Here is a 26,303-nt window from a genome sequence, read left to right on the forward strand (position 1 = left end):
AGGAGCGATGTTCCATGACGGAGAATATGGCGAAAATGATCGATCATACGCTGCTTAAACCAGAAGCGACGGAAGAACAAATCATTCAACTGTGCCGCGAAGCGAAACAACACGGCTTCGCCTCGGTGTGCGTCAACCCGGCGTGGGTGAAAACGGCGGCGCGCGAACTTTCCGGCACCGACGTTCTCGTCTGCACGGTCATCGGCTTTCCGCTTGGGGCGACAACGCCGGAAACAAAGGCGTTTGAAACGAATAACGCCATTGAAAACGGCGCCCGCGAAGTCGATATGGTGATCAACATCGGCGCGTTAAAAAGCGGTGATGATGAGCTCGTTGAGCGCGACATTCGCGCCGTCGTCGAGGCGGCGGCCGGAAAAGCACTTGTGAAAGTGATTATCGAAACGGCCTTGCTGAACGATGAAGAAAAAGTGCGCGCCTGCCAATTGGCGGTGAAAGCGGGCGCCGATTACGTGAAAACGTCGACCGGATTCTCAGGCGGCGGCGCAACGGTCGAGGATGTGGCGCTGATGCGCCGGACGGTCGGCGATAAAGCGGGCGTCAAAGCCTCAGGCGGCGTCCGCGACCGGGAAACGGCCGAAGCGATGATTGAAGCCGGGGCGACGCGCATCGGGACGAGCTCCGGGGTGGCGATCGTCAGCGGTCGAATTGGCGGCGCTGACTATTAAGTCCGCCTGCGGGCGTGCAAAAATAACATGGCCGTCTCAATGGCGCCGACAAACGGCAAGGCAGCGATCGAACAAATGGCGTTAAACAAGACGCTGACATGGGCGAGCTGCACGTCAGGCGCCGGACTGAGCATAACAGCGAGGCGGGCGAGCGCTTCAGTCCAAAAAAGAAACAAGGCCACGCCGGCGACGTTTAGCCATAAATGGGTGTAGGCCGTTAATTGCGCTTCCTTGCTCGAGCCGATGGACGCCAACAGCCCGGTAATGCACGTGCCGATGTTGGCGCCAAGCAAAATGGCGATGGCAGCTGGCAGCGTCAGCAATTGTTCGTTTAAAAACCCCATGGCGATGCCGATCGTCGCCGCGCTCGAATGGACAAGAGCGGTCAAGACGATGCCGACAAGAAGGCCGACCGCTGTGGAATGGTTTGTCTGGTGCAACCAAGCGTCAACGAGCGGATAGGCGGCGAGCGGCTTAGCGAGGCTGCTGAAGCCGTCCATGGCAAACAACAAAGCGGCCAGGCCGACGGCGATCATCCCGATGCTGTAAATGAGGCGGCGGCGCCCGATAAAGACAAGGAGCGCGCCGCCAACAAGAAGGGGAATGGCGCCGTCGCCGATATCGAGCGTCATGAGTTCGGTTGTGATCGTTGAGCCGATATTGCTACCTAAAATGATGCCGATCGATTGACGGAACGATAAATAGCCGGTGGCGACGAGGCCGACGGTCATCACCATTACCGCGGAGCTGCTTTGCACAAGCGCGGTCGTCGCGAATCCGGCGAGAAACGCTTGCCCTGGCGTGGCGGTAAAGCGCATGAGCCATCGCTTCAGCCGATGGCCGGATAAGGTGTAAAACCCGGCTTTCATCATGAACATACCGATAAGGAAAACGGCAGTGTAAATGGCAAACAGCACCAAAAGAGGCCCCACGGGCGATCTCCCCTTTCATCCTATATGTATGGGCCTTGTCCGCGGAGAATGACCGTTTTTTTAGGAAGTGGGGCTGAACGGCGCGAGCGCCGCTATGCTTTTTTTATTGACCTTTTCCATCGGCATGTATTATAATTGACAAGTACAATATGCAATGGTTGTTGTTCGGAGGGAGGGAAGCAGGATGTCCAAAACGATCGTTCGCAAAAATGAGTCGATCGACGACGCTCTTCGTCGCTTTAAACGTGCCGTTTCGAAAACCGGTACTTTGCAAGAAGTGAGAAAGCGCGAATTTTATGAAAAGCCAAGCGTCAGACGGAAGAAAAAATCTGAAGCGGCTAGAAAGCGCAAGCACTAAGAGCACGCATTAAAGAGGGTGTATAATCGGTGAGTCTTCTTGATCGTTTGAATGACGATATGAAGCAGGCGATGAAAAACAAGGAGAAAGAAAAGCTGTCCGTTCTCCGCATGCTGAAGGCGGCGCTGCAAAACGAAGCGATCAAGCTCGGCAAAAGCCCGCTGTCAGAAGACGAAGAGCTGACGGTTCTTTCTCGCGAACTGAAGCAGCGTAAAGACTCCCTCCAAGAATTTGAAAACGCTGGCCGTTCAGATCTTGTCGAAAAAACGAAAACCGAAATTAACATCGTTCAGTCGTATATGCCTCAACCGCTGACGGAGGACGAGCTGCGCGAACTGATCCAACAGACGATCAAGGAAGTCGGCGCTTCTTCGAAGGCGGATATGGGAAAAGTGATGGGTGCAATCATGCCGAAAGTGAAAGGAAAAGCGGACGGTTCGCTCGTCAATAAACTTGTCCAACAGCAGCTTTCATAAAACGCAATGGGCCTTGCCGGCAGGCGGGCCCGTTGTTTTTGAAAAGCGGTGCTAGAACCCCCTTTTGTCTCATACATATGAGATGAAAGGGGGTTCTTTTTAATGGTGAAAAAGTGGCGCCAGCAGATGAAGCGGTGGATGGCGGAAAAACTCGAGCTTCCCGCCGACATCATGATGGACCTTCCCCGCATTACGATGGTCGGACAAATACATATTTACATCGAAAACCACCGCGGGCTGCTCACGTTCAGCGATAAAGAGCTCCGCCTTTTGCTGCGGAACGGGCAGCTGCTCGTCCGCGGTGAACAGTTTATCATTAAAACGATTTTGCCGGAAGAAATTTTACTCGAAGGGAAAATTAGCCAAGTTGTTTATATAGAGGAGGAAAAAAAATGAAAAACGAATGGGTCGACACGCTCGCCGGCAGCGTGCGGGTCAAGGCGGAAGGAAAAGGGACGGAACGGCTGATCAACGCCTGTGTGCGCAACGGCATCGCCGTGTGGAACGTGAAAAAACATAGCCGGGATACCGCGACGTTTTTCATTAAGCTCAGCGATGTGAAACGGCTGCGCCATATCGCCCGGCAAAGCGAATGCAAGCTTTCGTTTGTCGGGAGGACCGGTCTGCCATTTTTTTGGCGCCGCGCGTGGCGAAACAGCGGATTTTGGCTCGGCCTGCTCGTTTTTATAGCCATTGTGTTTTTGCTGTCCAACATCGTTTGGAACATTGACATTGAAGGTGCGACCCCGGAGACAGAGCATCAAATGGCTCGCGAACTGAAACGAATGGGAGTCGAGCGCGGCGCATTCCAGTTCTTGCTTGATGACCCGGAAACGCTGCAAAAAAAGCTGACCGAACGCATTGATGACATTACGTGGGTCGGCGTCCAATGGGAAGGGACGTCGCTTCACTTCCGCGTCGTCGAAAAAGAGATTCCGGAGCCGAAACAGCCGGTGCCCCCGCGCCATTTAGTCGCCAAAAAAGAGGCGGTGGTGGCTGACTTATTCGTTGAAGAAGGACAACCGCTCGTTTCTGTCAACGATTACGTGCAAAAAGGCCAGCTGCTCGTTTCGGGCATTATCGGCGCCGAAGGGCGGACGAAATTTGTGCCGGCCACCGGGAAGGTGTTTGGCGAAACATGGTACAAGTCTACGGTTGTCCTGCCGCTTGAGACAACGTTTCACGTGTTGACCGGAAAATCCATTGAGCGCCATTCCATCGGGATCGGCCGCTTTTCCCTTCCGGTTTGGGGATGGAAGAAGCCGCCGTTTGCCCATACGGTCATTGAGAGAGAAAAACGGCCGTTCCGTTTTTGGAAATGGGACTTGCCGTTGTATTATGAGCGCGTCATCGTCCGCGAGGCGGAAGCCGTGAAGCGGAGCTATACGTGGGAAGAAGCGTTCGCGGAAGCGAAAAAGATCGCCCGCCGCGAACTGCGGGCTAAGCTGCCGGAGGAGGCGGCCATTCGCGGCGAAAAAGTTTTGCATCAGAGGAAAGAGAGTGGTAAAGTAAGGGTAGAATTGCATTACGAAGTCATCGAAAATATTGCCGTACCACAACCAATCGTTCAAGGAGATTGAGAATGTCAGAGCAGTTTGTTACGATCAGCCAACACGTGCGCAACCAGCAGGAAGCGGCGGCGCTCTTTGGCGTCCACGATGCCCATTTAAAGCGGATTGAAGAGGAGCTCGGCGTGTCGATTGTGACGCGCGGGGAGACGGTCAACGTCTCCGGCACGCCGCAGCAAGTCCAGCTTGTTGACGAGCTGTTGCGCCATTTGCTGATCGTCATCCGCAAAGGGGTGGCAATCAGTGAGCGCGACATCATCTATGCCGTCCAGCTGGCGAAAAAAGGGGCGCTTGACGGCCTCATCCAGCTGTACGAAGAAGAGATTACGAAAAATGCCAAAGGGAAGCCGATTCGCGTCAAAACGTTAGGCCAGCGCTATTATGTCGCGGCGATTGAGCAGCACGATTTGACGTTCGGCATCGGGCCGGCCGGAACCGGGAAAACGTACTTAGCCGTCGTCATGGCGGTCAAGGCGCTGAAAAGCGGCAACGTCAAGCGCATTATTCTCAGCCGTCCGGCTGTCGAAGCGGGGGAGAGCCTCGGATTTTTGCCCGGCGACTTGAAAGAGAAGGTCGACCCGTATTTGCGCCCGCTCTATGACGCGCTTCATGATGTATTGGGAGCGGAGTATACGCAGCGGTTGATCGAGCGCGGCACGATTGAAATCGCCCCGCTCGCCTACATGCGCGGCCGGACGCTCGAGGACGCGTTCGTCATTCTTGACGAAGCGCAAAATACGACTCCAGCGCAAATGAAGATGTTTTTAACCCGGCTCGGCTTTGGATCAAAAATGGTCATTACCGGTGACATCTCGCAAGTCGATTTGCCGAAAGGGGTCGAATCGGGGCTTTCAGCCGCCAAACGCATTTTGGCGCCCGTTAGCGGCATCGCCTTTGTGTTTTTGGAGCAGTCCGATGTTGTCCGCCATCCGCTCGTTGCGAAAATTATTGACGCCTATGATGAGGCTGGCTTATAGAAAAACTGAAGGCGCATCGTCTTTTCTTGAAAAGCGAGGGGAAAACCGGTGGGAAGGCTTCGTTTTTTTCTTGAGCGGACAAAAGATGTCCGCTTCGTCCGCTTTTGGCTGTTTTTGTTTCTGGCAGCGCTGTTGTTTACCGTCCTGTACTGGCAAGTGAAGCCGCGCCAATACGAACTGCGCCTGTTTGACGTCGCAAAGGAAACGATCCGTTCACCGGTGACGGTGGAGGATAAGGAGGCGACGGCGAGGCTGAAGGAGGAAGCAGCCGCCAAAGTGGCGGACGTTTACACGCTGAAAAAAGAATACGCCGAAAACCGAGTCGATCTTCTTTCCTCGCTGTTTGCCGCCATCGAGAGCGTGCAGAACGAGGCAGAGCCGGACCGCTCGCCGAGCAGAATGGCGGCTAAGCTCGAGGAGCGGCTGCCGCCGGAGTGGCTCGCCTATTTGTCTGCCGAAGAATGGCAGCGGTTGCTGAGCGCTGCTCCCGATGAGCTCAAGACGGCCAAAGAAGCTGCGCTGACGGCCGTGCACGCGGCCATGAACGAGCGCATTTCCCAAGCGGAGCTTGAACAGGCGCGCGCGAAGGCAGCCAAAGAACTCGAATACGCGGCGCTGTCGCCGCCGCTTCGTGAAGCGGTTGCCAAGCTTTGCCGCCGGGCGGTCATTCCGAACGTCGTTTATGACCGGACGGCGACCGAGGAAAAGCGGCGGCAGGCGATGGATGAAGTGAAACCGGTGAAAATTTTGCAAGGACAAGTGATCGTCGAAGAGGGGCAGTTCATCACGAGCGATATTTATCATCAGCTTGAGCTTGTCGGCCTGCTCGACGGCGGCCGCACGCCTTGGCCGGCGGCCGGGCTGTTTTTGTTCGTGCTGCTCTTGCTGTCGCCGCTCGTTTACTATTTCCGCGCCGAAACGACGAATGAAAAGCTGTCGCTTTACGCCGCCATTTTTACGTTCATGCTGGCGGTGATGGTGCTCATCCGTCTTCTGTCGTCCGGCGGCGCCGTCTCGACCGGCTACCTCGTTCCGGCGGCGTTCGGGCCGATGCTCGTCCGCGTGCTGCTCGGCGAGCGGCTGGCGATGATGACGGCGATCATCGGAGCCGTATGCGGCAGCCTGCTGTTCAATGAGGAAATCGGGGCGACCGGCGCGGTGTCAGTGTCGTTAGCCGTCTATCTGCTCGCGGGCGGACTGGCTGGGACGTTTTGCCTGCCTAAGGAGCTGGCGAAGGCAAAAATTTGGCGGGCCGGTGTGCTCGTCTCGGCCGTCAATATCGTTTCGCTCCTTTCGCTGCTGTTGTTGAAAAACGGCCGCTATTCGTTGCTTGAAATCAGTCTCTTTGTCGTCATGGCCATTGCTTCGGGCATTTTTTCCGCCATTTTGACGATCGGGCTGCTGCCGCTGTTTGAAACGACGTTCGGCATTTTGTCGCCGCTCCGGCTCATAGAATTGTCGAATCCGAACCATCCGCTGCTGCGGAAGCTGTTAACTGAAGCGCCGGGAACGTATCATCATAGCATCATGGTCGCCAATTTGGCCGAAGCGGCGTGCGAGGCGATCGGCGCGGACGGCTTGCTGGCGCGCGTCGCCTGTTATTACCATGATATCGGCAAGACGAAGCGGCCGCGTTATTTCATTGAAAACCAAATAGGCGGCAATCCGCATGATCATTTGTCGCCGCAATTGAGCAAAAATATCATTATCGCCCATGTCGCTGACGGCGTCGCCCTGCTTCGCAAGCACCGGCTGCCAAAGGAGATTGTCGACATCGCCGAACAGCACCACGGCACCACGCTGCTCAAGTATTTTTACCATAAGGCGCGCGAGCAAACGGAATTGGTTTCCGAAGCGGAGTTTCGTTACCCGGGCCCGAAGCCGCAGACGAAAGAAGCGGCGGTCATCAATATTGCTGACAGCGTCGAGGCGGCCGTTCGCTCGTTAGCCAACCCATCGCAGGAAAAAATTGAAAAGATCGTCCGGGCGATTATCGCTGACCGTCTGCAAGACAACCAGCTAAACGAGTGCGACATTACATTGAAAGAGCTGGAAGTGGTCGCCCGTTCGCTTTGCGAGACGTTAAACGGCGTCTTCCATTCGCGCATCGAATATCCGGAAGTACGAAAGGAAAAGGTGAAGCATGCATGACGATTCAAATCGACTTTATCGATGAGACGAACGAAATGACGGCCGAACAAATCGAGACGCTCGAGCGGTTGATTCGCGAAGCGGCGGCCATCGAGAACGTGCCCGAAGGGGCGGAAGTGAGCGTTTCGTTCGTTGACAACGAGCGCATCCGCGCGATGAACCGCGATTACCGAGGCAAAGACGCCCCAACGGACGTGCTGTCGTTCGCCCTTGAAGAGGAGGGGGAAGGCGAAATCGATATCATCGGCGTCGATGTGCCGCCGGTGCTCGGCGATATTGTCATCTCCGTCCCGAAGGCGAAGGAGCAAGCCGCAGAATACGGGCACTCGTTCATGCGCGAGCTCGGATTTTTGGCCGTGCACGGTTTTTTGCACTTGCTTGGCTATGACCACGAGACGGAAGAGGAGGAGCGTGTCATGTTCGCCAAGCAGGAGGAAATATTGGCGCGGCTCGGGTTGACGAGATAACTATGCGGGGCGTGCGGGAACGGGATCGTTTCGCTTGGGCTTGGTCGGGGATGAAGGCGGCGGTGAAGGAGGAAGCGCATTTACGTTTCCACCTGGCGGCCGCCGTTGTTGCCTTTACGGCCGGCGGCATCGTTGGGCTGTCGCGATGGGAATGGGCCGTGCTCTTGTTAACCGTCGGCGCGGTTATTACGCTCGAGCTTGTCAATACAGCCATTGAGCGCGCCGTTGACTTAGTGACAGACGAGTTTCATCCGCTGGCCAAGGCGGCGAAAGATATTGCCGCTGCCGCTGTGCTCGTGGCCGCCGGGCTTGCTGTCATCATCGGGGTGCTGCTGTTTTGGCCGCACCTTCGCTAAACGAACGAGAAAGAAAATTCTAATTTTTCTGTTACATTTTCGTTTCAGATGATGAAATTTGTGATGATTTTTTGTAAAATAAAAGAAAGCAGCGTTTGCTTTCAGGAAAGGAAGAGTCATTCGTGGAGATCGAGCAGCTTATTGCCGAAGCGAAAAAAGCGCGCGAACTCGCCTACGTGCCGTACTCAAAATTTAAAGTCGGCGCCGCGTTGTTGACGAAAAACGGCAGCGTGTACCGCGGCTGCAACATTGAGAACGCTGCCTACAGCATGTGCAATTGTGCGGAACGGACTGCGCTGTTTAAGGCGTATTCGGAAGGGGAGACGGAGTTTGCCGCCCTCGCGGTCATTGCTGACACCCCCCGTCCGGTGCCGCCGTGCGGCGCATGCCGCCAAGTGATCGCCGAACTTTGCCCCGGCGATATGAACGTCATTTTGGCCAACTTAAACGGCGATGTAAAAATCGTCACCGTTGGCGAATTACTGCCAGAAGCTTTTGCAGCGGAGGATATGCATGAATAAAGAAGGATACAAATCAGGATTTGTTGCCATTATCGGAAGACCGAACGTAGGAAAATCGACGTTTTTAAACCGCGTCATCGGGCAAAAAATCGCCATTATGAGCGACAAGCCGCAAACGACGCGCAATAAAATTCAAGGCGTTTATACGGACGATGACGCGCAAATCATTTTCATCGACACCCCCGGGGTGCATAAACCGAAGCATAAGCTCGGCGACTTTATGATGAAAGTGGCGCTCAATGCGCTTCGCGAAGTCGATTTGATTTTGTTTATGGTCAACGCTGAAGAAGGGTTTGGGCGCGGCGAAGCGTTTATTATCGAGCGGTTGAACGAGGTCAATACCCCGGTGTTTTTAGTGATCAATAAAATTGACCGCGTCCATCCGGATGAACTGCTGCCGCTCATTGACCGGTATAAGGACTTGTACCCGTTTGCGGAAATCGTGCCGATTTCAGCGCTTGAAGGGAACAATGTCGAGCGTCTGTTGGAGCAAATTAAACAGCGGTTGCCGGAAGGACCGCAATATTATCCGCCGGACCAGATTACCGACCATCCGGAGCAGTTTATTATTGCCGAGCTCATTCGCGAGAAAGCGCTTCACTTAACGCGCGAGGAAGTTCCACATTCGATCGCCGTCGCCGTGGAACGCATCGAGCGGCGCGAGGAGACGGGCACGGTATACGTTGGCGCTGTCATCGTCGTCGAGCGCGATTCCCAAAAAGGGATCATCATCGGCAAACAGGGCCGGATGTTGAAGGAAATCGGGCAGCGGGCGCGCGCTGACATTGAGGCGCTGCTTGGGTCAAGAGTGTTTTTGGAGCTGTGGGTGAAAGTGCAAAAAGATTGGCGCAACCGTCTCGCGCAGCTGCGCGACTTTGGTTTTCGCGAAGACGAGTATTGACGGCTAGAAAATTTTACGCGACATAAACCATTTTTGCCCGAGCCAACCTATAAGTAGACCACCAATACGCAATGCCTGCAGGCGGAAAGAGGTGTCACTCCATGCTTGAGTTTACGTGGAAGTTGTTTAGCCAAACAGGCAATATTGATACGTACCTTCTGTTTAAAGAGCTGGAGCGGGAACAACGGTTTGGCGGTGAAGAACAAAACGCCGAACAGGAAGAAATCGACCAGCCGATCTCGTAGTATCGTCGTTGGCTGAAGCGGTGGTGATTCGATGTTTGAGAAGTGCGAAGCGATCGTCATGCGGACGGTCGATTATGGCGAGACAAATAAGATTGTCACATTGTTTACACGAGAGTGGGGAAAGGTGGCTGCGATGGCACGAGGAGCGAAAAAGCCAAGCAGCCGCCTTTCTGCTGTTACGCAGCCGCTCGCCTACGGCCATTATTTGGTCCGCCGCAGCCGCGGCGTCGGCCTTCTTCACCAAGGGGAGCTGATTGACTCGATGCGGGCGCTGCGTGAAGATTTGTTTGCCGCCGCTTATGCGGCGTATATTGTTGAGCTCACCGATAAAAGCACGGAGGAGCAAAAGCGCAATCCGTACTTGTTCGAGCTGCTGCTGCAAACATTACAATATATGAGCGAAGGCCGCGATTTAGAGATTATGACGTTTATTTATGAAATGAAAATGCTTTCGGTGCTCGGCATTCCGCCTGTGCTCGACCGCTGTGCCCGCTGCGGGGCGACGGAAGGGCGCTTCTCATTTTCAGTCAAGGAAGCAGGCTTCCTTTGCCATCGCTGCGAGGCGGCTGATCCGCACCGGTTTTCGCTTTCGCCGGCCTCAGCTCGGCTGTTGCGCCTGTTTTACCATCTTGATCTCGCCCGGCTCGGAGCCATTTCGGTAAAAGAAGGGACAAAAGCGGAATTGAGGGCTGTATTGTCCAGCTACTATGATGAATATGCCGGTCTGTCGCTAAAGGCGAAGCGCTTTTTGGAGCAAATCGCCGAGCTGAAAGACAAGCTTGACCCGGGCGGCGAGCGTGAGACGTAATTTTCCTTGTAAACGCGGTATGTAGTATAATATGAACGAGAGTAATAGCGTATGGGACCTTTTTGGCAAGGTGGTGAGCGACGATCGAACTGAATAAACGCCAGGAGCAAATTTTGCAAATTGTGAAAGATTATGGACCGATCACTGGGGAGAGCATCGCTGAAAAGCTGAATTTGACGCGGGCGACGCTTCGGCCTGATCTAGCCATTTTGACGATGGCCGGCTACTTGGAAGCACGGCCGCGCGTCGGTTATTTTTATACGGGAAAAACGGGCACGCAGCTGTTTGCTGATAAAATTAAAAAAATGAAAGTCGAAGATTATCAATCGATCCCGGTCGTCGTCAACGAAAACGTCAGCGTCTACGATGCGATCGTTACGATGTTCTTGGAAGATGTGGGCACGCTGTTTGTCGTCGATGATGAGTCGCTTCTTGTGGGCGTTTTGTCGCGCAAAGATTTGTTGCGCGCGAGCATCGGCAAGCAAGAACTGACGGCGATTCCGGTCAATATTATTATGACAAGAATGCCGAACATCGCCGTTTGTTATAAAGACGATCCGCTCATTGACGTGGCTGAGCGGCTGATCGAAAAGCAAATCGACGCCATGCCGGTCGTGCGCAAAACGGAAAAAGGATATGAAGTGATCGGCCGCATTACGAAAACGAATATGACGAAAGCATTTGTTTCATTAGCGAAAGATGATGTATAAGCCAAAAAGGAGGAGACACATGAATCAGCGCCTCGTTTACGTCGTATCCGATTCGGGCGGGGAGACGGCCGAGCTCGTCGTTAAAGCGGCGGCCAGCCAGTTTTACGCCTCACCGGTTCAAGTGAAACGCGTCCCGTATGTAGAGGATAAAACAACGCTAGCCGAAGTCGTCGCATTGGCGAAAATGAACCAAGCCATTATCGCCTTTACGCTCGTCGTCCCGGAAATGCGGGAATTTTTGCTCGCTGAGGCGGCGCGCGAAGGGGTTGTCGCTTACGATATCATCGGTCCGCTCATTGAAAAGATGAGCGATTTGTTTCAGCTGAAGCCAAGGTATGAGCCGGGCCAAGTGCGTGTGCTTGACGAAGATTATTTCAAAAAAATCGAAGCGATTGAGTTTGCCGTGAAATACGATGATGGCCGCGACCCGCGCGGCATTTTGCGCGCCGACATTGTATTGATCGGCGTGTCGCGCACATCGAAAACGCCGCTGTCGCAATATTTGGCCCATAAGCGGCTGAAGGTGGCGAACGTGCCGATCGTTCCGGAAGTCGAGCCGCCCGAGCAGCTGTTCCAGGTCGGCCCAAGCAAATGTTTCGGATTGAAAATCAGTCCGGACAAGCTGCTGTCGATCCGCCGCGAGCGTCTGAAATCGCTCGGCTTGAATGATCAAGCCATCTATGCGAACATGGACCGCATTAAAGAGGAACTGGCGTATTTTGACGGAGTGGTGAAAAAGATCGGCTGCGACGTCATCGATGTAACGAATAAAGCTGTTGAAGAAACAGCAAGCATAATTATGAAAAAGTTAAAGCGGTAATGGTGTGTTGTCGTTTCCCTTTATCCGCACGGTTTCCTGATGGGAATCGTGCATTTTTTATGGCATATTGCTGCGGCTTATATTATAATAAAAAATTGCGAGAAAAATGCCCTATATAGGTTTAGAGCGGCCATAGGACGAGTAAACTATTTATAGCTGCTTGTCAAGGACAGTAAAAAAAAGTTTTTCGACAAAAAATGTCGAACGTCCGGAAGAAAAGAAGGATTTTTTGGAACGGTGTAGAATAATAGGGGGTGTAAAGACGTCCCTTCCTACAGGAACAGGTTTGCCCGCTGCAACAAAGCGCCGAGAAAAAAGTGAAATTTTCTTCTCGGTGCTGAAATATAATATATCGAGTGCGTCTTCGGACGGTGCCGCTGTCATTGGCTGCTGCATAGGCAGCGGGACGAGAGCGGACCGCGGGTGATTCGGCCGCCCCGCTTTTGATTTTGAAGGTAAGGGGGAAGGCGAAACGGAGAGGCTTGAAAAAATGAAAAAATTTGTCGAAATCAAAAGGAAAATGGGCTTGCTGCCGAGAATAAATAGGTGAAGAGAACACGCATTATGAAAGCCCACGGCCTCAGCCGCTGGGACGAAAGTATGGGGATGAAACAACCAAAAGCGTCCTTAAACCGGGCGCATAGGGCGTTAAGCACCGGACGGGTATTTGGTTATGGAAGTCTTGTGGAATAAGAGTCACTGTCCATATGAAGACATGCAAGAAGCTCTGTAGTACACAAGAACCCCATGGCTTTAGCCATCAGGAGGTTCAGGGGGTTGTTCATATGGGACATCGCATTCCCGAAGAAACGATTGAAGCGATTCGCCGCAGCATCGACATCGTTGGTGTGATCGGCGAATATGTTCAACTGAAAAAACAAGGCCGCAACTATTTTGGCTTATGCCCGTTTCACGGGGAAAAGACGCCATCGTTTTCCGTTTCCCCAGAAAAGCAAATTTTCCACTGCTTCGGCTGCGGGGCAGGGGGGAATGCCTTTACGTTTTTGATGGATATCGAGGGCATTCCGTTTGTGGAAGCGGCGAAACGTCTTGCGGCCAAAGCAGGCATCGACCTGTCCGCCTATCAGCTGAACATTCACGGGCATGACGACGGCAAAACCGGCGAGGCCAAAGCGATGACGGAAGCGCACGCCTTGCTGAAACGATTTTACCATTATTTGCTTGTTTATACAAAAGAAGGACAAGCGGCGCTTGATTTCTTGCAGGCGCGCGGATGGACAAAGGAAACGATCGACCGGTTTGAAATCGGTTATGCGCCGGATGCGCCCGATGCGGCGGCCAAGCTGCTCGAAAGCCATTCCTTTTCGCTTCCGATGATGGAAAAGGCGGGCTTAGTAACGAAAAAAGAAGACGGACGGTACGTCGACCGCTTCCGCAATCGCATCATGTTTCCGATTCATGATCACCGCGGTGAGACGGTCGGGTTTTCCGGCCGCCTGCTCGGCGACGGGCAGCCGAAATACGTTAACAGCCCGGAGACGCCGATTTTTCGGAAAGGAATGCTTTTATATCACTTTCATGAGGCACGGGTGCCGATCCGCAAGCGGCAAGAGGCGCTGCTCGTTGAAGGGTTTGCCGATGTGATTTCCGCCGTGCAGGCCGGCATTGATTACGCGGTGGCAACGATGGGCACGTCGCTGACTGAGGAGCAGGCGCGCATTTTGCGCCGCCATGCGGAAACGGTCACGATTTGTTATGACGGCGACAGCGCCGGAACGGAAGCCGCTTGGCGCGCTGCGGAACAACTGAGCGCGCTCGGATGCCGCGTCAAGGTGGCATCCATTCCGAACGGCCTTGACCCGGATGAATATATACGCGTTCACGGCAAGGAGCGGTTTGCCGGGGAAATCGCTGCCGCCCAGCCGCTCATGGCGTTTAAAATGACCCATTTGCGACGGGGGAAAAATTTGCAGCACGAAGGCGACCAGCTTCGTTATATCGAGGAAGTGCTCCGCGAAATCGGCAAACTGCCGAGTCCGGTCGAAAAAGATTATTACGTCCGCCAGCTCGCGGAGGAGTTTTCGTTGTCGCTCTCCGCGCTCAATGAGCAGCTGTCCCGCTGCGAGCGGGAAACGTCGATGCCGCGGAAAACGGCGGCCGGCGGAAAGGTTTCGCGGCCGACGCTGGCGAAAAAGCTGCTGCCGGCTTTCCACAATGCGGAGCGGCTGCTGCTTGCCCATATGATGCGGAGCCGCGATGTGGCGCTCATCGTTCAAGAGCGGGTCGGCGGACGATTTAACATCGAGGAGCATCGGGCGTTAGCCGCCTATATTTATGCCTTTTATGAAGAAGGGCATGAAGCCGACCTTGGCGCGCTCATGTTTCGGCTTCCCGGCGAACTGCAGCCGCTGGCGAGCGAACTGTCGTTGTTGCTGGTGGCCGATGAGGTTTCTGAACAAGAGCTCGGCGATTATATGAAGCATGTGTTGAATCACCCGAAATGGTTAATGCTAAAGGAAAAAGAGCAGGAAAAAACAGAAGCGGAGCGAAGAAAGGACTTTTTGACGGCCGCCCGCATCGCCAAAGAAATGATTGAGATGAAAAAAATGTTATCTTCTTCATAACATGGTGGTATGAGTTTTTAAAGGAGGTAATGAAATGGCTGAAAAACCAGCCCAATCAAAGCAAGCGGAAGCTGCTGGCGATACGCTTGAGCAAGTGAAAGAGCAGCTCGCCGAGCTCGGCAAAAAACGCGGCATCCTTACGTACGAGGAAATCGCCGAGCGGCTTTCCGGCTTTGATTTGGACTCCGACCAGATGGATGAATATTACGAATACCTCGCTGACCAAGGCATTGAAGTGATCAGCGAATCCGACATCGAGACCGACCCGGATATCGACGAGCTGGTGAAGGAGGAAGAGTTCGACCTAAACGACTTGTCCGTTCCTCCCGGCGTGAAAATCAATGACCCGGTGCGCATGTACTTAAAAGAAATCGGCCGCGTTCCGCTTTTGTCAGCGGAAGAGGAAATCGAGCTGGCCAAACGGATCGAACAAGGCGACGAAGAAGCGAAGCGCCGGTTGACAGAAGCGAACCTCCGTCTTGTTGTCAGCATCGCCAAACGGTATGTCGGCCGCGGCATGCTCTTCCTTGATTTGATCCAAGAAGGAAACATGGGCTTGATCAAAGCGGTTGAAAAATTTGACTACCGCAAAGGCTACAAATTCAGCACGTATGCGACATGGTGGATTCGCCAAGCCATCACAAGGGCGATCGCCGATCAGGCGCGGACGATCCGCATTCCGGTTCATATGGTCGAGACGATCAACAAACTGATCCGCGTCCAACGGCAGTTGCTCCAAGACCTCGGCCGCGAACCAACGCCGGAAGAAATCGCCGAGGAAATGGACTTAACGCCGGAGAAAGTGCGAGAAATTTTGAAAATCGCTCAAGAGCCGGTGTCGCTCGAGACGCCGATCGGCGAGGAGGACGACTCGCATCTTGGCGATTTCATCGAAGACCAAGAAGCGACATCGCCGTCGGAACACGCCGCTTACGAGCTGTTGAAAGAGCAGCTCGAAGATGTGCTTGATACGCTGACGGACCGCGAAGAAAACGTGCTCCGCCTTCGCTTTGGACTCGACGACGGCCGGACACGGACGCTAGAAGAGGTTGGGAAAGTGTTCGGCGTAACACGCGAACGCATTCGCCAAATCGAAGCCAAGGCGTTGCGCAAATTGCGCCATCCGAGCCGCAGCAAACGGCTGAAAGACTTTTTGGAATGACCGCTTTTTTCGTAGTTTACTTCCTCGGAAGTAAACTATTTTTTTCTCTTTTCTTTGACTGATGAAAGGTGATTGACGAATGAATCGGCGACGACGGGAAACGATTATCCGGGAAATTGAATATTGGAAGCGTTCGCGCCTTTTGCCGGAGCAATATTGCGATTTTTTGCTTGCCCTCTATACGGAGGGGGATGGCCGCCCGCGCAGCCGCCCGCATCCCGGTTTACTTGCTGCCGGTCTTTGTTTATTGTTGCCAGCCACCGCTCTTGCCATTTATTTTACTGAATTGTCATTCGTTTTGCAAACGCTCCTTTTGTCCCTTTTTTTGGCCGCGTGCCTCTTGCTCGTTTGGCGATGGCGGAAAGAGCGGCAGCTCCTTCATTTTCCGCTGATCGGCAGCGCGTGGCTGTTGCTTGTGGAGACGGTTGCTGTCAGCAGCCATTACTTCCCCGGCCAAACCGGTGCGCTCACAATGACCGTGCTGGCGAACTGTGCCATTTGGCTTGCCATTGGCCGCCTGTTTCGCCTCCGTTACTTTTTTCTTTCTGCCGTTGTCGGTGGGGCGCTTATGGCGGCGGTTGTTTGGTGGCGATGAAGCCGGTTGTTTTTGTTTTGGAAACTTAGGGCTTTTCCTTGTCCGCTATTTACAGTAAAATAAAATTGTTTGCATCGTTCTTTATCATACATAAGGGAGGTAAAAGAGATGAACCGCAATCCGCTCATCCCGTTTTTCATCATTATGGCATTCGGGATTGTGCTGACGTTCGTCTTGTCGTTTAAAGGGCTAGGCGATGCGAAAGAGATGGCCGAAGAAAAAAAAGGCGGCGAAAAAACGGAGCAGGCTGCTGAATTTAATCCGGAGCAGTTTTACCAACAAACGTGCATCAGCTGTCACGGACAAAATTATGAAGGCGGCATGGGTCCGGCATTAAAAGGAGTTGGCGAACGGTTATCGGCGGACCAAATCAAAGATGTCCTGCAAAACGGACGCGGCGGCATGCCGGGCGGGCTTGTACCAGCCGAAAACCTCGACGCGATGACGAAATGGCTGGCCGGCTTAAAATAATAACGATGATTGACGTCCCTTTGCCTTTGGCGAAGGGATGTTTTATCATCTCGAACTAGGAGAGAGCGTTCCATTTATGCCATCAAAGTGCACAAAATTGGAAAAAGAAAGGAGGGAAATGCGGGCCGCCTTCGCACAGCAGCTTGGAGAAGGTTGGCTGCGCCGTTGTCGGATTATGAACGAATTTCACCTATCAAAGCGGCTCGAAACGGTCGCTTCCTTCATCCCGAAAGGGGCGGTGCTCGCTGATATCGGTTCCGATCACGCCTATTTGCCTTGCTATGCCTGCCTGCGCGGCTATGCGGCCAAAGCCATCGCCGGTGAAGTGGCGGACGGGCCGCTCCGCTCAGCACGGCAGCAAGTGGAAAAGGCCGGACTTTCCCACCTCATTTCCGTGCGCAAAGGAGATGGGCTGGCTGTCATCGCTCCGGGGGAAGCGGATTGCATCACGATCGCCGGCATGGGCGGCTCCTTGATTGCCCGCATTTTAGGCGATGGAGAAGACAAGCTGGCGGGGGTAAGACGGCTCATTTTGCAGCCGAACATTGGCGCCGAGCTTGTCCGCCGCTGGCTCCTTGACCACGGATGGGAGCTGGTGGCCGAACGCATTTTGAAAGAGGATGGGCAAATTTACGAAGTGCTTGTCGCCGAGCGCGGCGACGCGCGGCGGCCGTATCGCCATTTGGAGGCAGAACTGCTTTTGGGGCCGTTTTTACGTCAAGAAAACAGTGAGGTGTTTCGCGAAAAATGGCAGCGTGAACTCCGGCATTGGAAGCGGATTATCGCCGATTTGGCAGAAAAGGGAGAAAGTGAAGCGGCGCAGGAGAAAAAGCGCGAACTGGAGAAAAAAGTTCAATTGGTAGAGGAGGCGTTGCCATGAGCCGCATTCCGTACGGCTATGAGGTCATTCAGCTTGTCGAGCAGCTCGCCCCGAAACCGTTGGCTATGGACGGGGACCCGATCGGCCTGCAAATCGGAACGTTGAACAAGCCGGTCAAAAAAGTGATGGTCGCCCTCGACGTGCTTGAAGACGTCGTCGCCGAAGCCATCGATCAACAAGCCGATTTAATTATCGCTCACCATCCGCCGCTGTACCGTCCGCTAAAGCGGTTGTCGACCGATGACGGGCACGGGCGGATGATTGCGGCATGCGTCAAGCACGACATTGCCGTCTACGCCGCTCATACGAACTTAGATGTCGCTTTTGGCGGCTTGAATGACTGGCTCGCCGAAGCGCTCGGCTTGAACGAAACGGCCGTGCTTGTGCCGACATACACGGAAGCGCTAAAAAAGCTTGTCGTCTATGTGCCAATAAGCCACGCGGAGGCGGTGCGGGCGGCTGTAGGGGATGCTGGCGCCGGTCATATCGGCCGTTACAGCCATTGCACATTCAACAGCCGCGGCATCGGAACGTTTTTGCCGGAAGAAGGGGCCCAGCCGTTTATCGGTGAGCAAGGGCGGCTTGAAGAAGTGGAGGAAGTGCGCATCGAAACGATCGTCCCGGCCTCGCTTGAGCGGCAAGTGGTCGAAGCGATGCTCGCGGCCCATCCATACGAGGAAGTGGCGTACGACATCTATCCGCTTGACAATGAAGGGCGACGCTTTGGACTCGGACGCATCGGCCGGCTGCCGCAGCCGGTGACGCTGCGCGCCTTCGCCGAACAAGTGAAAACAGCATTTTCTGTCCCAGCCGTGCGCGTCGTCGGCCGGCTCGAAGACCTTGTGCAAACCGTCGCTGTGCTTGGCGGAGACGGAAATAAGTTTGTCGCCGCCGCCGCATTGGCCGGAGCCGACGTGTATGTGACCGGGGATGTGTATTACCATACCGCCCATGACGCTCAAGCGCTCGGCCTTCATCTCATCGATCCCGGCCATAACGTCGAAAAAGTGATGAAACAAGGCGTCGCCCGCTATTTAACCGCCGAGCTCGCGAAGCGGCAGTGGGAGGCTGAGGTGGTCGCTTCAACCATCGATACCGATCCGTTTCAATTCGTATGAACAGCAAACGAAAAAGGCTGTCCTGCAAGCGGTTCAACCGCTTGTTCAGGATAGCCTTTGTTCATGGATGAACGGTTGTTATTCTTCTTTCTTCGTTTTCACCTTCGGCAAGATTTTTTGCAGCGGCACTTTCCGCTCCCGCTCCCACGTAGCCGGATCGTTCGGATCAAACTGCTCTAAAAAGTCGATCACTTCTTTCGTAATCGGCGTCGGAGTGGACGCGCCGGCCGTGACAGCCACCTTTTTGGCATTTTTAATCCAGTTGATATCAATTTCCGTTACATCGGCGATGCGGTATGCCTTCGTGCCGGCAATTTCTTCCGATACTTGGGCAAGGCGGTTCGAGTTGTTGCTGCGCGGATCGCCGACAACGATTGTCACGTCCGCTTCCTTCGCTTGCTCGGCCACCGCTTCCTGGCGAAGCTGGGTCGCGAGGCAAATTTCTTTATGCATTTCGACATGCGGGTATTTTTCTTTTACTTTCGCCATAATATCAGCCACATCCCATTGGCTCATCGTCGTTTGGTTTGTGACCATGAGGCGTTCGTTGGTGAGTGAAAGCCGCTCCACATCGTCTGGCGTTTCGACGAGATGGATGCGCTCCGGATGGATGCCGACCGCTCCTTCCGGTTCCGGATGCCCTTTTTTGCCGATATAGATAATATCGTAGCCATCAGCGAGTTTTTGCTCGATGAGACGGTGCGTTTTCGTCACGTCCGGACAGGTTGCATCGATCGTCACCAGCCCTTTTTCAAGCGCGCGTTTTTTCACTTCCGGCGACACGCCGTGGGCGGTGAAAATCACTGTGCCCCGATCAATTTTTTCCAAAATCTCAAGCCGATTTTCCCCATCGAGCGTAATAATGCCTTCTTCGGCAAACGCGTCCGTGACGTGTTTATTATGGACGATCATGCCGAGGATGTAAATCGGTCGCGGTAGCGTTGGGTCTAACGCTGCGTTGCGGGCGATGACCATCGCATCGACCACCCCGTAGCAATACCCTCGCGGGGTAATTTTAATCACTTCCATCGTTTTCCCTCCCTGCCGCCGACCGCGCGGCGGTTTTCACTTTCCATTATATCGGAGAGAAGGGGAGAAGACAAAGAATAACCGCCCTAAACGGCAGGCATTGCCGGGGCGGGAGAGAGGCTATATATACAGTTTCGGCGTTGATGGCCTCGGCGCGACCGGCGTCTGTTTTTCTTGCGGTGTTTCACGCTTCGCCTGTGGAACGGAGCGTTTTTTGGCCGCCTGCGCAGCCGGCTTTTGCTTCGTTTCTTTTGCCGGTGCGCTTTCTGTCGGTTTCGTTTCCCCCTCTTCTTCATCGGCCGGTTTCAGCTCGCGAAAAATGCGGATCATGGCCGGCAGGTTGCGAATGAGCGGGCCATATTGCTGCACCATAGGCATGACGTTTTGCGCGATGCCGAGCATTTTTTGCACGTTATTTAACATGCCGATGAATCCGCCGCTTGTGTTCGCTGTCGTGGCGGTGTTGGCTGCGGCGTTTTGCAGCAGCGGCAATCCCCACGAGGTCGGAGCGGCGGCCGGCGGCTGTCCGCGCGAAAATAAGCGGGCGAGCAGACCGCCGGCGCCGCCGGGGCGGGGAGCGCCAGCCGGCATGCGGGTGAACGGAGCGGGCGGCATCCCGGCAAACGGGGAAGGCATCATCGGGGGACGGCTGTATCTCATGGCAGTCGCCTCCTTTCTGTCGTACGGATGAACAATCGTCCTCCTTCATAAAATATGCGGGCAGGACGGGAAAGGTTTTTCCATCGCCATCGTCTTTAGTTGCGACGGGCCGCGAACATTCGCTATAATGATGAAGCGAACAAAGGGCGCAGATAGAAGGGAGTGGTGGTTGATGGCGAAGACGCAGTTTACCCGTTTTCCATTTCAGCCGTTTTTGATCGAGGCGATTCAAGCGCTTCGTTTTTATAAACCGACGGAAATTCAAGAGCGCATCATTCCGAGGGCGCTGCGCGGGGAGAGCATGGTCGGCCAGTCGCAGACCGGGACGGGAAAAACGCACGCCTATTTATTGCCGATCATCGAAAAGATCGACCCGGAGCGCGCGGAGGTGCAGGCGGTCATCACAGCGCCGACGCGTGAGTTGGCGACGCAAATTTACCATGAAACGTTAAAGATCACGAAATTTTGCCCGAAAGACCGGATGATCGTCGCCCGTTGTTTCATCGGCGGGACGGATAAGCAAAAGGCGCTCGAAAAGCTCCATGTGCAGCCGCATCTTGTCATCGGCACGCCCGGACGCATTAATGATTTTATCCGCGAGCAGGCGCTTACTGTGCACACGGCGCGCATCCTTGTCGTCGATGAAGCCGATTTGATGCTTGATATGGGCTTTATCACTGACGTCGACCAAATCGCGGCCCGGATGCCGAAAGAGCTGCAAATGCTCGTCTTTTCGGCGACGATTCCGGAAAAGCTGAAGCCGTTTTTGAAAAAATATATGGAAAATCCGACATTCGTCCAAGTCGAGCCGAAACAGGCGGCGAATGAAAACATTGAGCATGTGCTTATTCCACTGCGCGGGCGCGAAAAGGTCAAACTGCTTTACGATGTGCTTGTCAGCTACAATCCGTATTTAGCCATTGTGTTCGTGAATACGAGAAAAAGGGCTGATGAAGTCGCTGATCTGCTTGCTGAACAAGGATTGAAAGTCGGCGTGTTGCACGGCGATTTGACGCCGCGCGAGCGCAAAAAGATGATGAGCCAAATCCTTGATTTGGCGTTTCAATACGTCGTCGCCACCGACTTGGCCGCGCGTGGCATTGATATCGAAGGTGTCAGCCATGTCATCAACTACGAGCTGCCTGATGATTTGCAGTTTTACATTCACCGCGCCGGGCGGACAGCACGCGCCGGCTATAGCGGCATTGCGGCGACCATTTACGAGCCGGCCGACCAAGATGCGATTGCCCGATTGGAAAAAATGGGGGTTTCATTTGTTCATCGCGATCTCGTGCGCGGCGAATGGAAGGAGCTGCCGCCTTGGAACCGGCGGGGCAAGCGGGCCGGTGAGAAGGAAGATGAACTCGCGCCGCTTGTCGCCAAGCTGAAACAAGCGAAACAAGTCAAGCCGGGCTATAAGAAAAAGCTGCGCGCCGAGCTCGAGAGGAAGAAAAAGCGGCTGAGCCGCTTCAAAAAATCGTAGCTTTCGCTGCGAATGGAAGGAAAAGGGAGAGGAGAACATGTTAAAAATTGGTTCACACGTCTCGATGAGCGGCAAAAAAATGCTGCTTGCCGCCAGCGAGGAGGCGGCATCGTACGGGGCGAACACGTTTATGATTTACACCGGTGCGCCGCAAAACACAAGGCGCAAAGCCATCGAGGAGCTGAATATTGAAGCCGGGCGCGAGCATATGAAGGCGCACGGCATTGCGGACATCGTCGTTCACGCTCCGTACATTATCAATATCGGCAACACGACAAATCCCGATACGTTCGCGCTTGGTGTTGATTTTTTGCGCGCCGAAATTGAACGGACGGAAGCGATCGGGGCGAAGCAGCTTGTGCTGCACCCGGGCGCCCATGTCGGCGCCGGAGCGGAAGCCGGGCTTCGGCAAATCATCCGCGGACTGAACGAAGTATTGACGCGCGAACAGACGGTCGAAATCGCTCTTGAAACGATGGCCGGAAAAGGATCGGAATGCGGGCGCACGTTTGAAGAACTGGCGTATATTATCGATGGCGTCGCCTATAATGACAAGCTGTCCGTCTGCTTTGACACATGCCATACGCATGACGCCGGCTATGATATTGTCAACGATTTTGACGGCGTCCTTGCCGAATTTGACCGGATCATCGGTCTAGAACGGCTGAAAGTGCTGCATATCAACGACAGCAAAAATCCGCGCGGCAGCCGAAAAGACCGCCACGAAAACATCGGTTTCGGCCATATCGGATTTCATGCGCTGAACTACATCGTCCATCACCCGCAGCTGACAGACGTTCCAAAAATTTTAGAAACGCCGTATGTCGGGGAGGACAAAAATGATAAAAAACCGCCGTACAAGCATGAAATTGCTATGCTGCGGGCGCAGACATTCGATGATCAGCTGCTTGAAAAAATTGTTGCTGACGCGCAATGAAAAAGGGCGAAACGCCCTTTTTTACTTTTTTTGTACAAATTTTAAAAACAGTTCGTTCGCCTTTTTGGCAATCTCCGGCGAAGTGATTTTAGCCAGCTCGCGCACCCATTTTTTCCGCTCTTTGGGGTCGAAGATGTTAATGTCATTCGTCCGGGCAAGATGAAGAATTTTTTTCGCCTGGCTGACCGTAATCGGCAAATCGTAATCTTGGCTGTATGCAACGAGTTGTTCCGGGGTGATCGTTTTTAACTTTTGTTTGACAATCTGTTGGTAAAAGTTCATGGCAGCCCCCTCCTTGTTTCTGTTCCATCATATGATGTGAACGGAAAAGGGGTGTATGGTATAATGGAAATGAAAGTAAAGAAGGAAAGGGTGGGATTTTGACGCCAAAGCAGCATAAAAAAGAACCGTTGAAGCGCGTGTTGTACCGGGTGTTGATGATCGCTATGGGGGCTTCCTTGGCGGCGTTTGCCATCGAGCGGCTGCTCGTTCCGAATAAAATGATCGATGGCGGCATTATCGGTGTATCCCTTATTTTGGATTATTTAATTCCAGACGAATGGCGGCTGCTCAACTTTGCCACGCTCGTCATCCTCTTAAACGCCCCGTTTATGTATTTTGGCTATAAGCACATCGGCAAAACGTTTATGCTGTCAACGATTTTAGGCGTTGTTATTCTCGGTGTCACCGAACGGATGTTTCACCATTTTTCCCCGCTGACGACCGAGCCGGTTTTGGCGACTGTCTTTGGCGGCTTGGCGCTCGGGCTTGGTGTCGGTCTTGTTATTCGCCATGGCGGGTCGCTGGATGGGACAGAAATTTTAGGCCTCTTACTGACAAAGAAAATTCCGTTTTCCGTCGGCGAGTTCGTCATGTTTGTCAACGTGTTTATTTTCGGCTGGGCAGCGTTTGTGCTTGGGGTCGAGCCGGCGATGTATTCGGTGATGACGTACTACATCGCCTCCAAGACGATCGATGCGGTGATTGAAGGGCTCGATGAGACGCGGGCGGCCTTTATTGTCACTGATTTTTATGAAGAAGTTTCTGATGCCATTTTGCACCGCCTCGGCCGCGGGACGACGAAGCTGCTTGGCAAAGGCGGCTATACGGACGAGCAAAAAGAAATCATTTATGCTGTCGTTACGCGTCTGGAAGTGACCAAGCTGAAATCGATCGTTAATGAAATCGACCCGAATGCGTTCATTACCATTATGGCGACGCATGAAGTGCGCGGGGCCCGTTTCAAATCGGCGATTCATTGAGGTTTACAAAATGGAAGGGATCGGCTATACTTGCATATGGGTATAAATCGTAACGATTCTGAATTAACAAGGGAGAACGGCCATGGAAAACAGGCTTGTCGTGCAAGTCGAGGATGTATCATTTCGCTATGAAAAAGAAGAAGTGCTCGAGCATGTCAATTTGGCGGTGCCAAAAGGAGCGTTTTTAGGGCTGGTTGGCCCGAATGGTTCCGGAAAGTCAACGCTCTTAAAATGCGTGCTCGGTTTGTTAAAACCGGACCGCGGCCGCATCTCGCTGTTTGGCGAGCCGATCGAGTCGTTCCGTGAATGGCATCGGATCGGCTTTGTGTCGCAAAAAGCGAACAGCTTTAACCGCGGGTTCCCGGCGACCGTCGAGGAAGTGGTGATGAGCGGATTGACGGCCAAACGCGGTTTGTTTCGCCTACTGACGAAAGAAGACCGCCGCGCGGTTGAGGCGGCGTTGGAGGCGGTCGGTTTGTGCGGCTTGGCGAAGCGCAATATCGGCGAGTTGTCCGGCGGCCAGCAGCAGCGGGTGTTTATCGCCCGCGCTTTGGCGAGCAAACCGGATCTGCTGATTTTAGACGAGCCGACCGTCGGCGTTGACGCCCGCCATGTGCATGAGTTTTATGAGCTGCTCGGTGATTTGAACCGCCGCGGCTTGACGCTTGTGCTCGTGACGCACGACATTGGGACGATCACGGATCGGGTAACCCATATCGCCTGCTTAAACAAGCGCCTCTATTTCCACGGAAACGTGAAAGAGTTCGAACGGCTTGGCGACGAGGAGATTTCACGGTTTTACGGCCATTCGCTTCACGTTCTCTCCCACCAACATTAACGGGCGGAACGTAAACGGTTGATTGTGGAGGAATGACATGTGTGGGAAGCCATTTGGCAATATGAATTTTTGCGCAATGCGTTTTTGGCCGGCATTTTGACCGGATTTGCCGCGCCGCTGCTTGGAGTGTTTATTGTTGTTCGGCGCCTGTCGCTCATCGCTGATGCGCTGAGCCATGTGACGCTTGCTGGCATTGCTGCCGGGCTGCTGCTCGGTTCAGCGGTGCCGGCCGCCGGATGGAATCCGCTTTACATCGGGATGGGCTTTTCCGTTGCCGGTTCGCTGCTCATTGAGAAGTTGCGCGCGGTTTACCGCCACTATGAAGAGCTCGCGATTCCGATTATTTTATCGGCCGGCATTGGTTTAAGTGTTATTTTGATTTCCATCGCTAATGGGTTTAACACCGATTTGTTTTCGTATTTGTTCGGCAGCGTCAGCGCCGTAAGCGGCGCCGACGTTTGGGCGGCGTTCGCCGTCGCTGTAATTGCTGCCGCCATCATTTTCGCATTTTACAAGGAGCTGTTTCTCCTTTCATTTGATGAGGAGTACGCCCGCGTCTCCGGCGTTCGCGCCAAGTTCATTCACTTTTTGTTTATTGTGCTCGTCGCCCTTGTCATCGCGGCATCCATGCGCATCGTCGGCGTGTTGCTCGTTTCTTCGCTAATGACGTTGCCGGTGGCGGCAAGCATTCGCATCGCCAAAAGTTTTAAACAGGCGATCGCATTTTCCATTTTCTTCGGGGAGCTGTCGGTCATCGCCGGGCTTTTGGCGGCGTATGAGCTCGATTGGGCGCCGGGCGGGACGATCGTCGTGCTGGCGGTCGCCATTTTGCTTCTCGTATTAGGATGGAAAAAATGGAAAAGGGGACGGTAATGATGAATATCGGCGAAGCGTTGCAGCTGATGAAAGAAAAGGGATTTAAATATACTGAAAAACGGAGACAAATGCTCGAGCTGTTTGCCGATCGCGATAAATATTTGACGGCGAAGGAAGTGCTCGAAGCGCTTCGCTCCGCGTATCCAGGCTTAAGCTTTGACACCGTATACCGCAATTTATCGCTCTTCGCTGCACTCGGCATTTTAGAGATGACCGAGCTGTCCGGGGAAAAGCATTTCCGCTTTGCCTGTGATGCCCGCCGCCATCACCACCATTTTATTTGCGTCCAGTGCGGGAAAACAAAGGAAATTGATGCTTGCCCGATGGACAGGCTCGGCCCAGAGCTCGACGGTTATGAAATTGCTGACCATAAATTTGAAATTTACGGCACATGTCTGCAATGTCAAAAACATCTCCCGGTATAAAGCGGG

Annotated in this window: 31 protein-coding genes; 27 read left to right on the top strand and 4 right to left on the bottom strand. The window is 53.8% G+C overall.

All coding sequences use genetic code 11. The annotated features are described in order from the left end of the window. Positions 1-14: 14 nt before the first annotated feature. Positions 15-686 carry a deoxyribose-phosphate aldolase gene (gene deoC / locus GS3922_RS03660; RefSeq protein ID WP_063165230.1) on the top strand — a complete coding sequence of 224 codons (672 nt, stop codon included), beginning with the start codon at positions 15-17 and terminating at the stop codon, positions 684-686. Here deoC and GS3922_RS03665 read toward each other — a convergent pair. Continuing rightward, complete coding sequence (locus tag GS3922_RS03665) at positions 683-1,564, bottom strand: Na/Pi symporter (protein WP_413229267.1); 882 nt, start codon at positions 1,562-1,564, stop codon at positions 683-685. The genes deoC and GS3922_RS03665 overlap by 4 nt on opposite strands. Positions 1,565-1,802: 238 nt before the next feature. On the opposite strand from GS3922_RS03665, the gene rpsU reads away from it, so the two are divergent. The 20 genes from rpsU to GS3922_RS03760 all read left to right on the top strand — a co-directional run bounded on the left by rpsU (position 1,803) and on the right by GS3922_RS03760 (position 18,787). Next, positions 1,803-1,976: a 30S ribosomal protein S21 gene (gene rpsU / locus GS3922_RS03670; RefSeq protein ID WP_008879912.1), complete on the top strand. Its 174-nt coding sequence runs from the start codon at positions 1,803-1,805 to the stop codon at positions 1,974-1,976. Positions 1,977-2,005: 29 nt separating this feature from the next. Beyond that, positions 2,006-2,452: a GatB/YqeY domain-containing protein gene (locus GS3922_RS03675; RefSeq protein ID WP_063165232.1), complete on the top strand. Its 447-nt coding sequence runs from the start codon at positions 2,006-2,008 to the stop codon at positions 2,450-2,452. 102 nt (positions 2,453-2,554) lie between these two features. Continuing rightward, entirely contained in the window at positions 2,555-2,848 is a 294-nt protein-coding gene (yqfC, locus tag GS3922_RS03680) for a sporulation protein YqfC (RefSeq protein WP_063165233.1), read from the top strand. Beyond that, complete coding sequence (gene yqfD, locus GS3922_RS03685; RefSeq protein ID WP_063165234.1) at positions 2,845-4,032, top strand: sporulation protein YqfD; 1,188 nt, start codon at positions 2,845-2,847, stop codon at positions 4,030-4,032. The genes yqfC and yqfD overlap by 4 nt, the downstream gene beginning before the upstream one ends. A 2-nt stretch (positions 4,033-4,034) precedes the next feature. Beyond that, complete coding sequence (locus GS3922_RS03690; protein WP_063165235.1) at positions 4,035-4,997, top strand: PhoH family protein; 963 nt, start codon at positions 4,035-4,037, stop codon at positions 4,995-4,997. A 48-nt stretch (positions 4,998-5,045) separates the two neighbouring features. Continuing rightward, positions 5,046-7,148: an HD family phosphohydrolase gene (locus GS3922_RS03695; protein WP_063165236.1), complete on the top strand. Its 2,103-nt coding sequence runs from the start codon at positions 5,046-5,048 to the stop codon at positions 7,146-7,148. Then, a complete protein-coding gene (gene ybeY, locus GS3922_RS03700) occupies positions 7,145-7,615 on the top strand; it encodes an rRNA maturation RNase YbeY (protein WP_063165237.1) in 471 nt (156 codons plus the stop codon). The genes GS3922_RS03695 and ybeY overlap by 4 nt, the downstream gene beginning before the upstream one ends. A gap of 2 nt (positions 7,616-7,617) precedes the next feature. Continuing rightward, positions 7,618-7,971, top strand: a complete 354-nt coding sequence (locus tag GS3922_RS03705) for a diacylglycerol kinase family protein (RefSeq protein ID WP_063165238.1) — start codon at positions 7,618-7,620, stop codon at positions 7,969-7,971. Between the two features lie 122 nt (positions 7,972-8,093). Then, the gene (locus GS3922_RS03710; RefSeq protein ID WP_063165239.1) at positions 8,094-8,492 is read left to right on the top strand and encodes a cytidine deaminase; all 399 of its coding nucleotides are present in this window, start codon (positions 8,094-8,096) and stop codon (positions 8,490-8,492) included. After that, positions 8,485-9,393, top strand: coding sequence for a GTPase Era (gene era, locus GS3922_RS03715; RefSeq protein WP_063165240.1), 909 nt, complete (start codon positions 8,485-8,487; stop codon positions 9,391-9,393). Before GS3922_RS03710 ends, era begins: the two co-directional genes overlap by 8 nt. A gap of 101 nt (positions 9,394-9,494) precedes the next feature. Further along, positions 9,495-9,638 (top strand): YqzL family protein, encoded by a 144-nt coding sequence (locus tag GS3922_RS17030; protein ID WP_020960618.1) that lies wholly within the window; start codon positions 9,495-9,497, stop codon positions 9,636-9,638. Between the two features lie 31 nt (positions 9,639-9,669). Then, positions 9,670-10,446, top strand: coding sequence for a DNA repair protein RecO (gene recO / locus GS3922_RS03720; protein ID WP_063165241.1), 777 nt, complete (start codon positions 9,670-9,672; stop codon positions 10,444-10,446). Between the two features lie 113 nt (positions 10,447-10,559). Beyond that, a complete protein-coding gene (locus tag GS3922_RS03725) occupies positions 10,560-11,156 on the top strand; it encodes a transcriptional regulator CcpN (RefSeq protein ID WP_063165242.1) in 597 nt (198 codons plus the stop codon). A 19-nt stretch (positions 11,157-11,175) separates the two neighbouring features. After that, positions 11,176-11,976 (top strand): pyruvate, water dikinase regulatory protein, encoded by an 801-nt coding sequence (locus GS3922_RS03730; RefSeq protein WP_063165243.1) that lies wholly within the window; start codon positions 11,176-11,178, stop codon positions 11,974-11,976. Positions 11,977-12,761: 785 nt separating this feature from the next. Then, positions 12,762-14,561, top strand: a complete 1,800-nt coding sequence (gene dnaG, locus GS3922_RS03735; RefSeq protein WP_063165244.1) for a DNA primase — start codon at positions 12,762-12,764, stop codon at positions 14,559-14,561. 34 nt (positions 14,562-14,595) lie between these two features. Further along, positions 14,596-15,723 (top strand): RNA polymerase sigma factor RpoD, encoded by a 1,128-nt coding sequence (gene rpoD / locus GS3922_RS03740; RefSeq protein ID WP_063165245.1) that lies wholly within the window; start codon positions 14,596-14,598, stop codon positions 15,721-15,723. A 79-nt stretch (positions 15,724-15,802) separates the two neighbouring features. Then, complete coding sequence (locus GS3922_RS03745; protein ID WP_063165246.1) at positions 15,803-16,318, top strand: hypothetical protein; 516 nt, start codon at positions 15,803-15,805, stop codon at positions 16,316-16,318. Between the two features lie 108 nt (positions 16,319-16,426). Beyond that, a complete protein-coding gene (gene cccA / locus GS3922_RS03750) occupies positions 16,427-16,789 on the top strand; it encodes a cytochrome c550 (protein ID WP_063165247.1) in 363 nt (120 codons plus the stop codon). A gap of 175 nt (positions 16,790-16,964) precedes the next feature. After that, positions 16,965-17,669, top strand: coding sequence for a tRNA (adenine(22)-N(1))-methyltransferase (locus tag GS3922_RS03755; protein WP_063167299.1), 705 nt, complete (start codon positions 16,965-16,967; stop codon positions 17,667-17,669). Next, on the top strand, positions 17,666-18,787 hold the full coding sequence (locus GS3922_RS03760; protein WP_063165248.1) for a Nif3-like dinuclear metal center hexameric protein: 1,122 nt from the start codon (positions 17,666-17,668) through the stop codon (positions 18,785-18,787). The genes GS3922_RS03755 and GS3922_RS03760 overlap by 4 nt, the downstream gene beginning before the upstream one ends. A gap of 78 nt (positions 18,788-18,865) precedes the next feature. Here GS3922_RS03760 and GS3922_RS03765 read toward each other — a convergent pair whose 3' ends face one another. Both GS3922_RS03765 and vrrA read right to left on the bottom strand, forming a co-directional pair. After that, a complete protein-coding gene (locus GS3922_RS03765) occupies positions 18,866-19,816 on the bottom strand; it encodes a 4-hydroxy-3-methylbut-2-enyl diphosphate reductase (protein WP_063165249.1) in 951 nt (316 codons plus the stop codon). A 120-nt stretch (positions 19,817-19,936) separates the two neighbouring features. After that, the gene (gene vrrA / locus GS3922_RS03770; RefSeq protein ID WP_063165250.1) at positions 19,937-20,476 is read right to left on the bottom strand and encodes a VrrA/YqfQ family protein; all 540 of its coding nucleotides are present in this window, start codon (positions 20,474-20,476) and stop codon (positions 19,937-19,939) included. A gap of 172 nt (positions 20,477-20,648) precedes the next feature. Here vrrA and GS3922_RS03775 point away from each other — a divergent pair, with 172 nt between their 5' ends. Beyond that, complete coding sequence (locus tag GS3922_RS03775) at positions 20,649-21,959, top strand: DEAD/DEAH box helicase (protein ID WP_063165251.1); 1,311 nt, start codon at positions 20,649-20,651, stop codon at positions 21,957-21,959. A gap of 37 nt (positions 21,960-21,996) precedes the next feature. Then, the gene (locus GS3922_RS03780; RefSeq protein WP_063165252.1) at positions 21,997-22,896 is read left to right on the top strand and encodes a deoxyribonuclease IV; all 900 of its coding nucleotides are present in this window, start codon (positions 21,997-21,999) and stop codon (positions 22,894-22,896) included. 21 nt (positions 22,897-22,917) lie between these two features. Here GS3922_RS03780 and GS3922_RS03785 read toward each other — a convergent pair whose 3' ends face one another. Continuing rightward, positions 22,918-23,178, bottom strand: coding sequence for a DUF2624 domain-containing protein (locus GS3922_RS03785; protein WP_063165253.1), 261 nt, complete (start codon positions 23,176-23,178; stop codon positions 22,918-22,920). Between the two features lie 98 nt (positions 23,179-23,276). Between GS3922_RS03785 and GS3922_RS03790 the strand changes: the two genes are divergently transcribed. The 4 genes from GS3922_RS03790 (at position 23,277) to GS3922_RS03805 (ending at position 26,297) form a co-directional block, all read left to right on the top strand. Continuing rightward, positions 23,277-24,158 (top strand): YitT family protein, encoded by an 882-nt coding sequence (locus GS3922_RS03790; protein WP_082816523.1) that lies wholly within the window; start codon positions 23,277-23,279, stop codon positions 24,156-24,158. Between the two features lie 82 nt (positions 24,159-24,240). After that, positions 24,241-24,996 (top strand): metal ABC transporter ATP-binding protein, encoded by a 756-nt coding sequence (locus GS3922_RS03795; RefSeq protein WP_063165254.1) that lies wholly within the window; start codon positions 24,241-24,243, stop codon positions 24,994-24,996. Between the two features lie 39 nt (positions 24,997-25,035). Continuing rightward, positions 25,036-25,869, top strand: a complete 834-nt coding sequence (locus GS3922_RS03800; RefSeq protein ID WP_063165255.1) for a metal ABC transporter permease — start codon at positions 25,036-25,038, stop codon at positions 25,867-25,869. Between the two features lie 2 nt (positions 25,870-25,871). Then, the gene (locus GS3922_RS03805) at positions 25,872-26,297 is read left to right on the top strand and encodes a Fur family transcriptional regulator (protein WP_063165256.1); all 426 of its coding nucleotides are present in this window, start codon (positions 25,872-25,874) and stop codon (positions 26,295-26,297) included. The last annotated feature ends 6 nt before the right edge of the window (positions 26,298-26,303 follow it).

Origin of the sequence: Geobacillus subterraneus, assembly GCF_001618685.1 — a bacterium.
Lineage (GTDB): Bacteria > Bacillota > Bacilli > Bacillales > Anoxybacillaceae > Geobacillus > Geobacillus subterraneus.

Excerpts from the sequence above, each read along its gene's own strand:
- deoC (WP_063165230.1), top strand. The coding sequence starts at position 15 with ATGACGGAGAATATGGCGAAAATGATCGATCATACGCTGCTTAAACCA.
- GS3922_RS03665 (WP_413229267.1), bottom strand. The coding sequence starts at position 1,564 with ATGTTCATGATGAAAGCCGGGTTTTACACCTTATCCGGCCATCGGCTG.
- rpsU (WP_008879912.1), top strand. The coding sequence starts at position 1,803 with ATGTCCAAAACGATCGTTCGCAAAAATGAGTCGATCGACGACGCTCTT.
- yqfC (WP_063165233.1), top strand. The coding sequence starts at position 2,555 with ATGGTGAAAAAGTGGCGCCAGCAGATGAAGCGGTGGATGGCGGAAAAA.
- yqfD (WP_063165234.1), top strand. The coding sequence starts at position 2,845 with ATGAAAAACGAATGGGTCGACACGCTCGCCGGCAGCGTGCGGGTCAAG.
- GS3922_RS03690 (WP_063165235.1), top strand. The coding sequence starts at position 4,035 with ATGTCAGAGCAGTTTGTTACGATCAGCCAACACGTGCGCAACCAGCAG.
- ybeY (WP_063165237.1), top strand. The coding sequence starts at position 7,145 with ATGACGATTCAAATCGACTTTATCGATGAGACGAACGAAATGACGGCC.
- GS3922_RS03705 (WP_063165238.1), top strand. The coding sequence starts at position 7,618 with ATGCGGGGCGTGCGGGAACGGGATCGTTTCGCTTGGGCTTGGTCGGGG.
- era (WP_063165240.1), top strand. The coding sequence starts at position 8,485 with ATGAATAAAGAAGGATACAAATCAGGATTTGTTGCCATTATCGGAAGA.
- GS3922_RS17030 (WP_020960618.1), top strand. The coding sequence starts at position 9,495 with ATGCTTGAGTTTACGTGGAAGTTGTTTAGCCAAACAGGCAATATTGAT.
- recO (WP_063165241.1), top strand. The coding sequence starts at position 9,670 with ATGTTTGAGAAGTGCGAAGCGATCGTCATGCGGACGGTCGATTATGGC.
- GS3922_RS03730 (WP_063165243.1), top strand. The coding sequence starts at position 11,176 with ATGAATCAGCGCCTCGTTTACGTCGTATCCGATTCGGGCGGGGAGACG.
- dnaG (WP_063165244.1), top strand. The coding sequence starts at position 12,762 with ATGGGACATCGCATTCCCGAAGAAACGATTGAAGCGATTCGCCGCAGC.
- rpoD (WP_063165245.1), top strand. The coding sequence starts at position 14,596 with ATGGCTGAAAAACCAGCCCAATCAAAGCAAGCGGAAGCTGCTGGCGAT.
- GS3922_RS03745 (WP_063165246.1), top strand. The coding sequence starts at position 15,803 with ATGAATCGGCGACGACGGGAAACGATTATCCGGGAAATTGAATATTGG.
- cccA (WP_063165247.1), top strand. The coding sequence starts at position 16,427 with ATGAACCGCAATCCGCTCATCCCGTTTTTCATCATTATGGCATTCGGG.
- GS3922_RS03755 (WP_063167299.1), top strand. The coding sequence starts at position 16,965 with ATGAACGAATTTCACCTATCAAAGCGGCTCGAAACGGTCGCTTCCTTC.
- GS3922_RS03760 (WP_063165248.1), top strand. The coding sequence starts at position 17,666 with ATGAGCCGCATTCCGTACGGCTATGAGGTCATTCAGCTTGTCGAGCAG.
- GS3922_RS03765 (WP_063165249.1), bottom strand. The coding sequence starts at position 19,816 with ATGGAAGTGATTAAAATTACCCCGCGAGGGTATTGCTACGGGGTGGTC.
- vrrA (WP_063165250.1), bottom strand. The coding sequence starts at position 20,476 with ATGAGATACAGCCGTCCCCCGATGATGCCTTCCCCGTTTGCCGGGATG.
- GS3922_RS03775 (WP_063165251.1), top strand. The coding sequence starts at position 20,649 with ATGGCGAAGACGCAGTTTACCCGTTTTCCATTTCAGCCGTTTTTGATC.
- GS3922_RS03780 (WP_063165252.1), top strand. The coding sequence starts at position 21,997 with ATGTTAAAAATTGGTTCACACGTCTCGATGAGCGGCAAAAAAATGCTG.
- GS3922_RS03785 (WP_063165253.1), bottom strand. The coding sequence starts at position 23,178 with ATGAACTTTTACCAACAGATTGTCAAACAAAAGTTAAAAACGATCACC.
- GS3922_RS03795 (WP_063165254.1), top strand. The coding sequence starts at position 24,241 with ATGGAAAACAGGCTTGTCGTGCAAGTCGAGGATGTATCATTTCGCTAT.
- GS3922_RS03805 (WP_063165256.1), top strand. The coding sequence starts at position 25,872 with ATGAATATCGGCGAAGCGTTGCAGCTGATGAAAGAAAAGGGATTTAAA.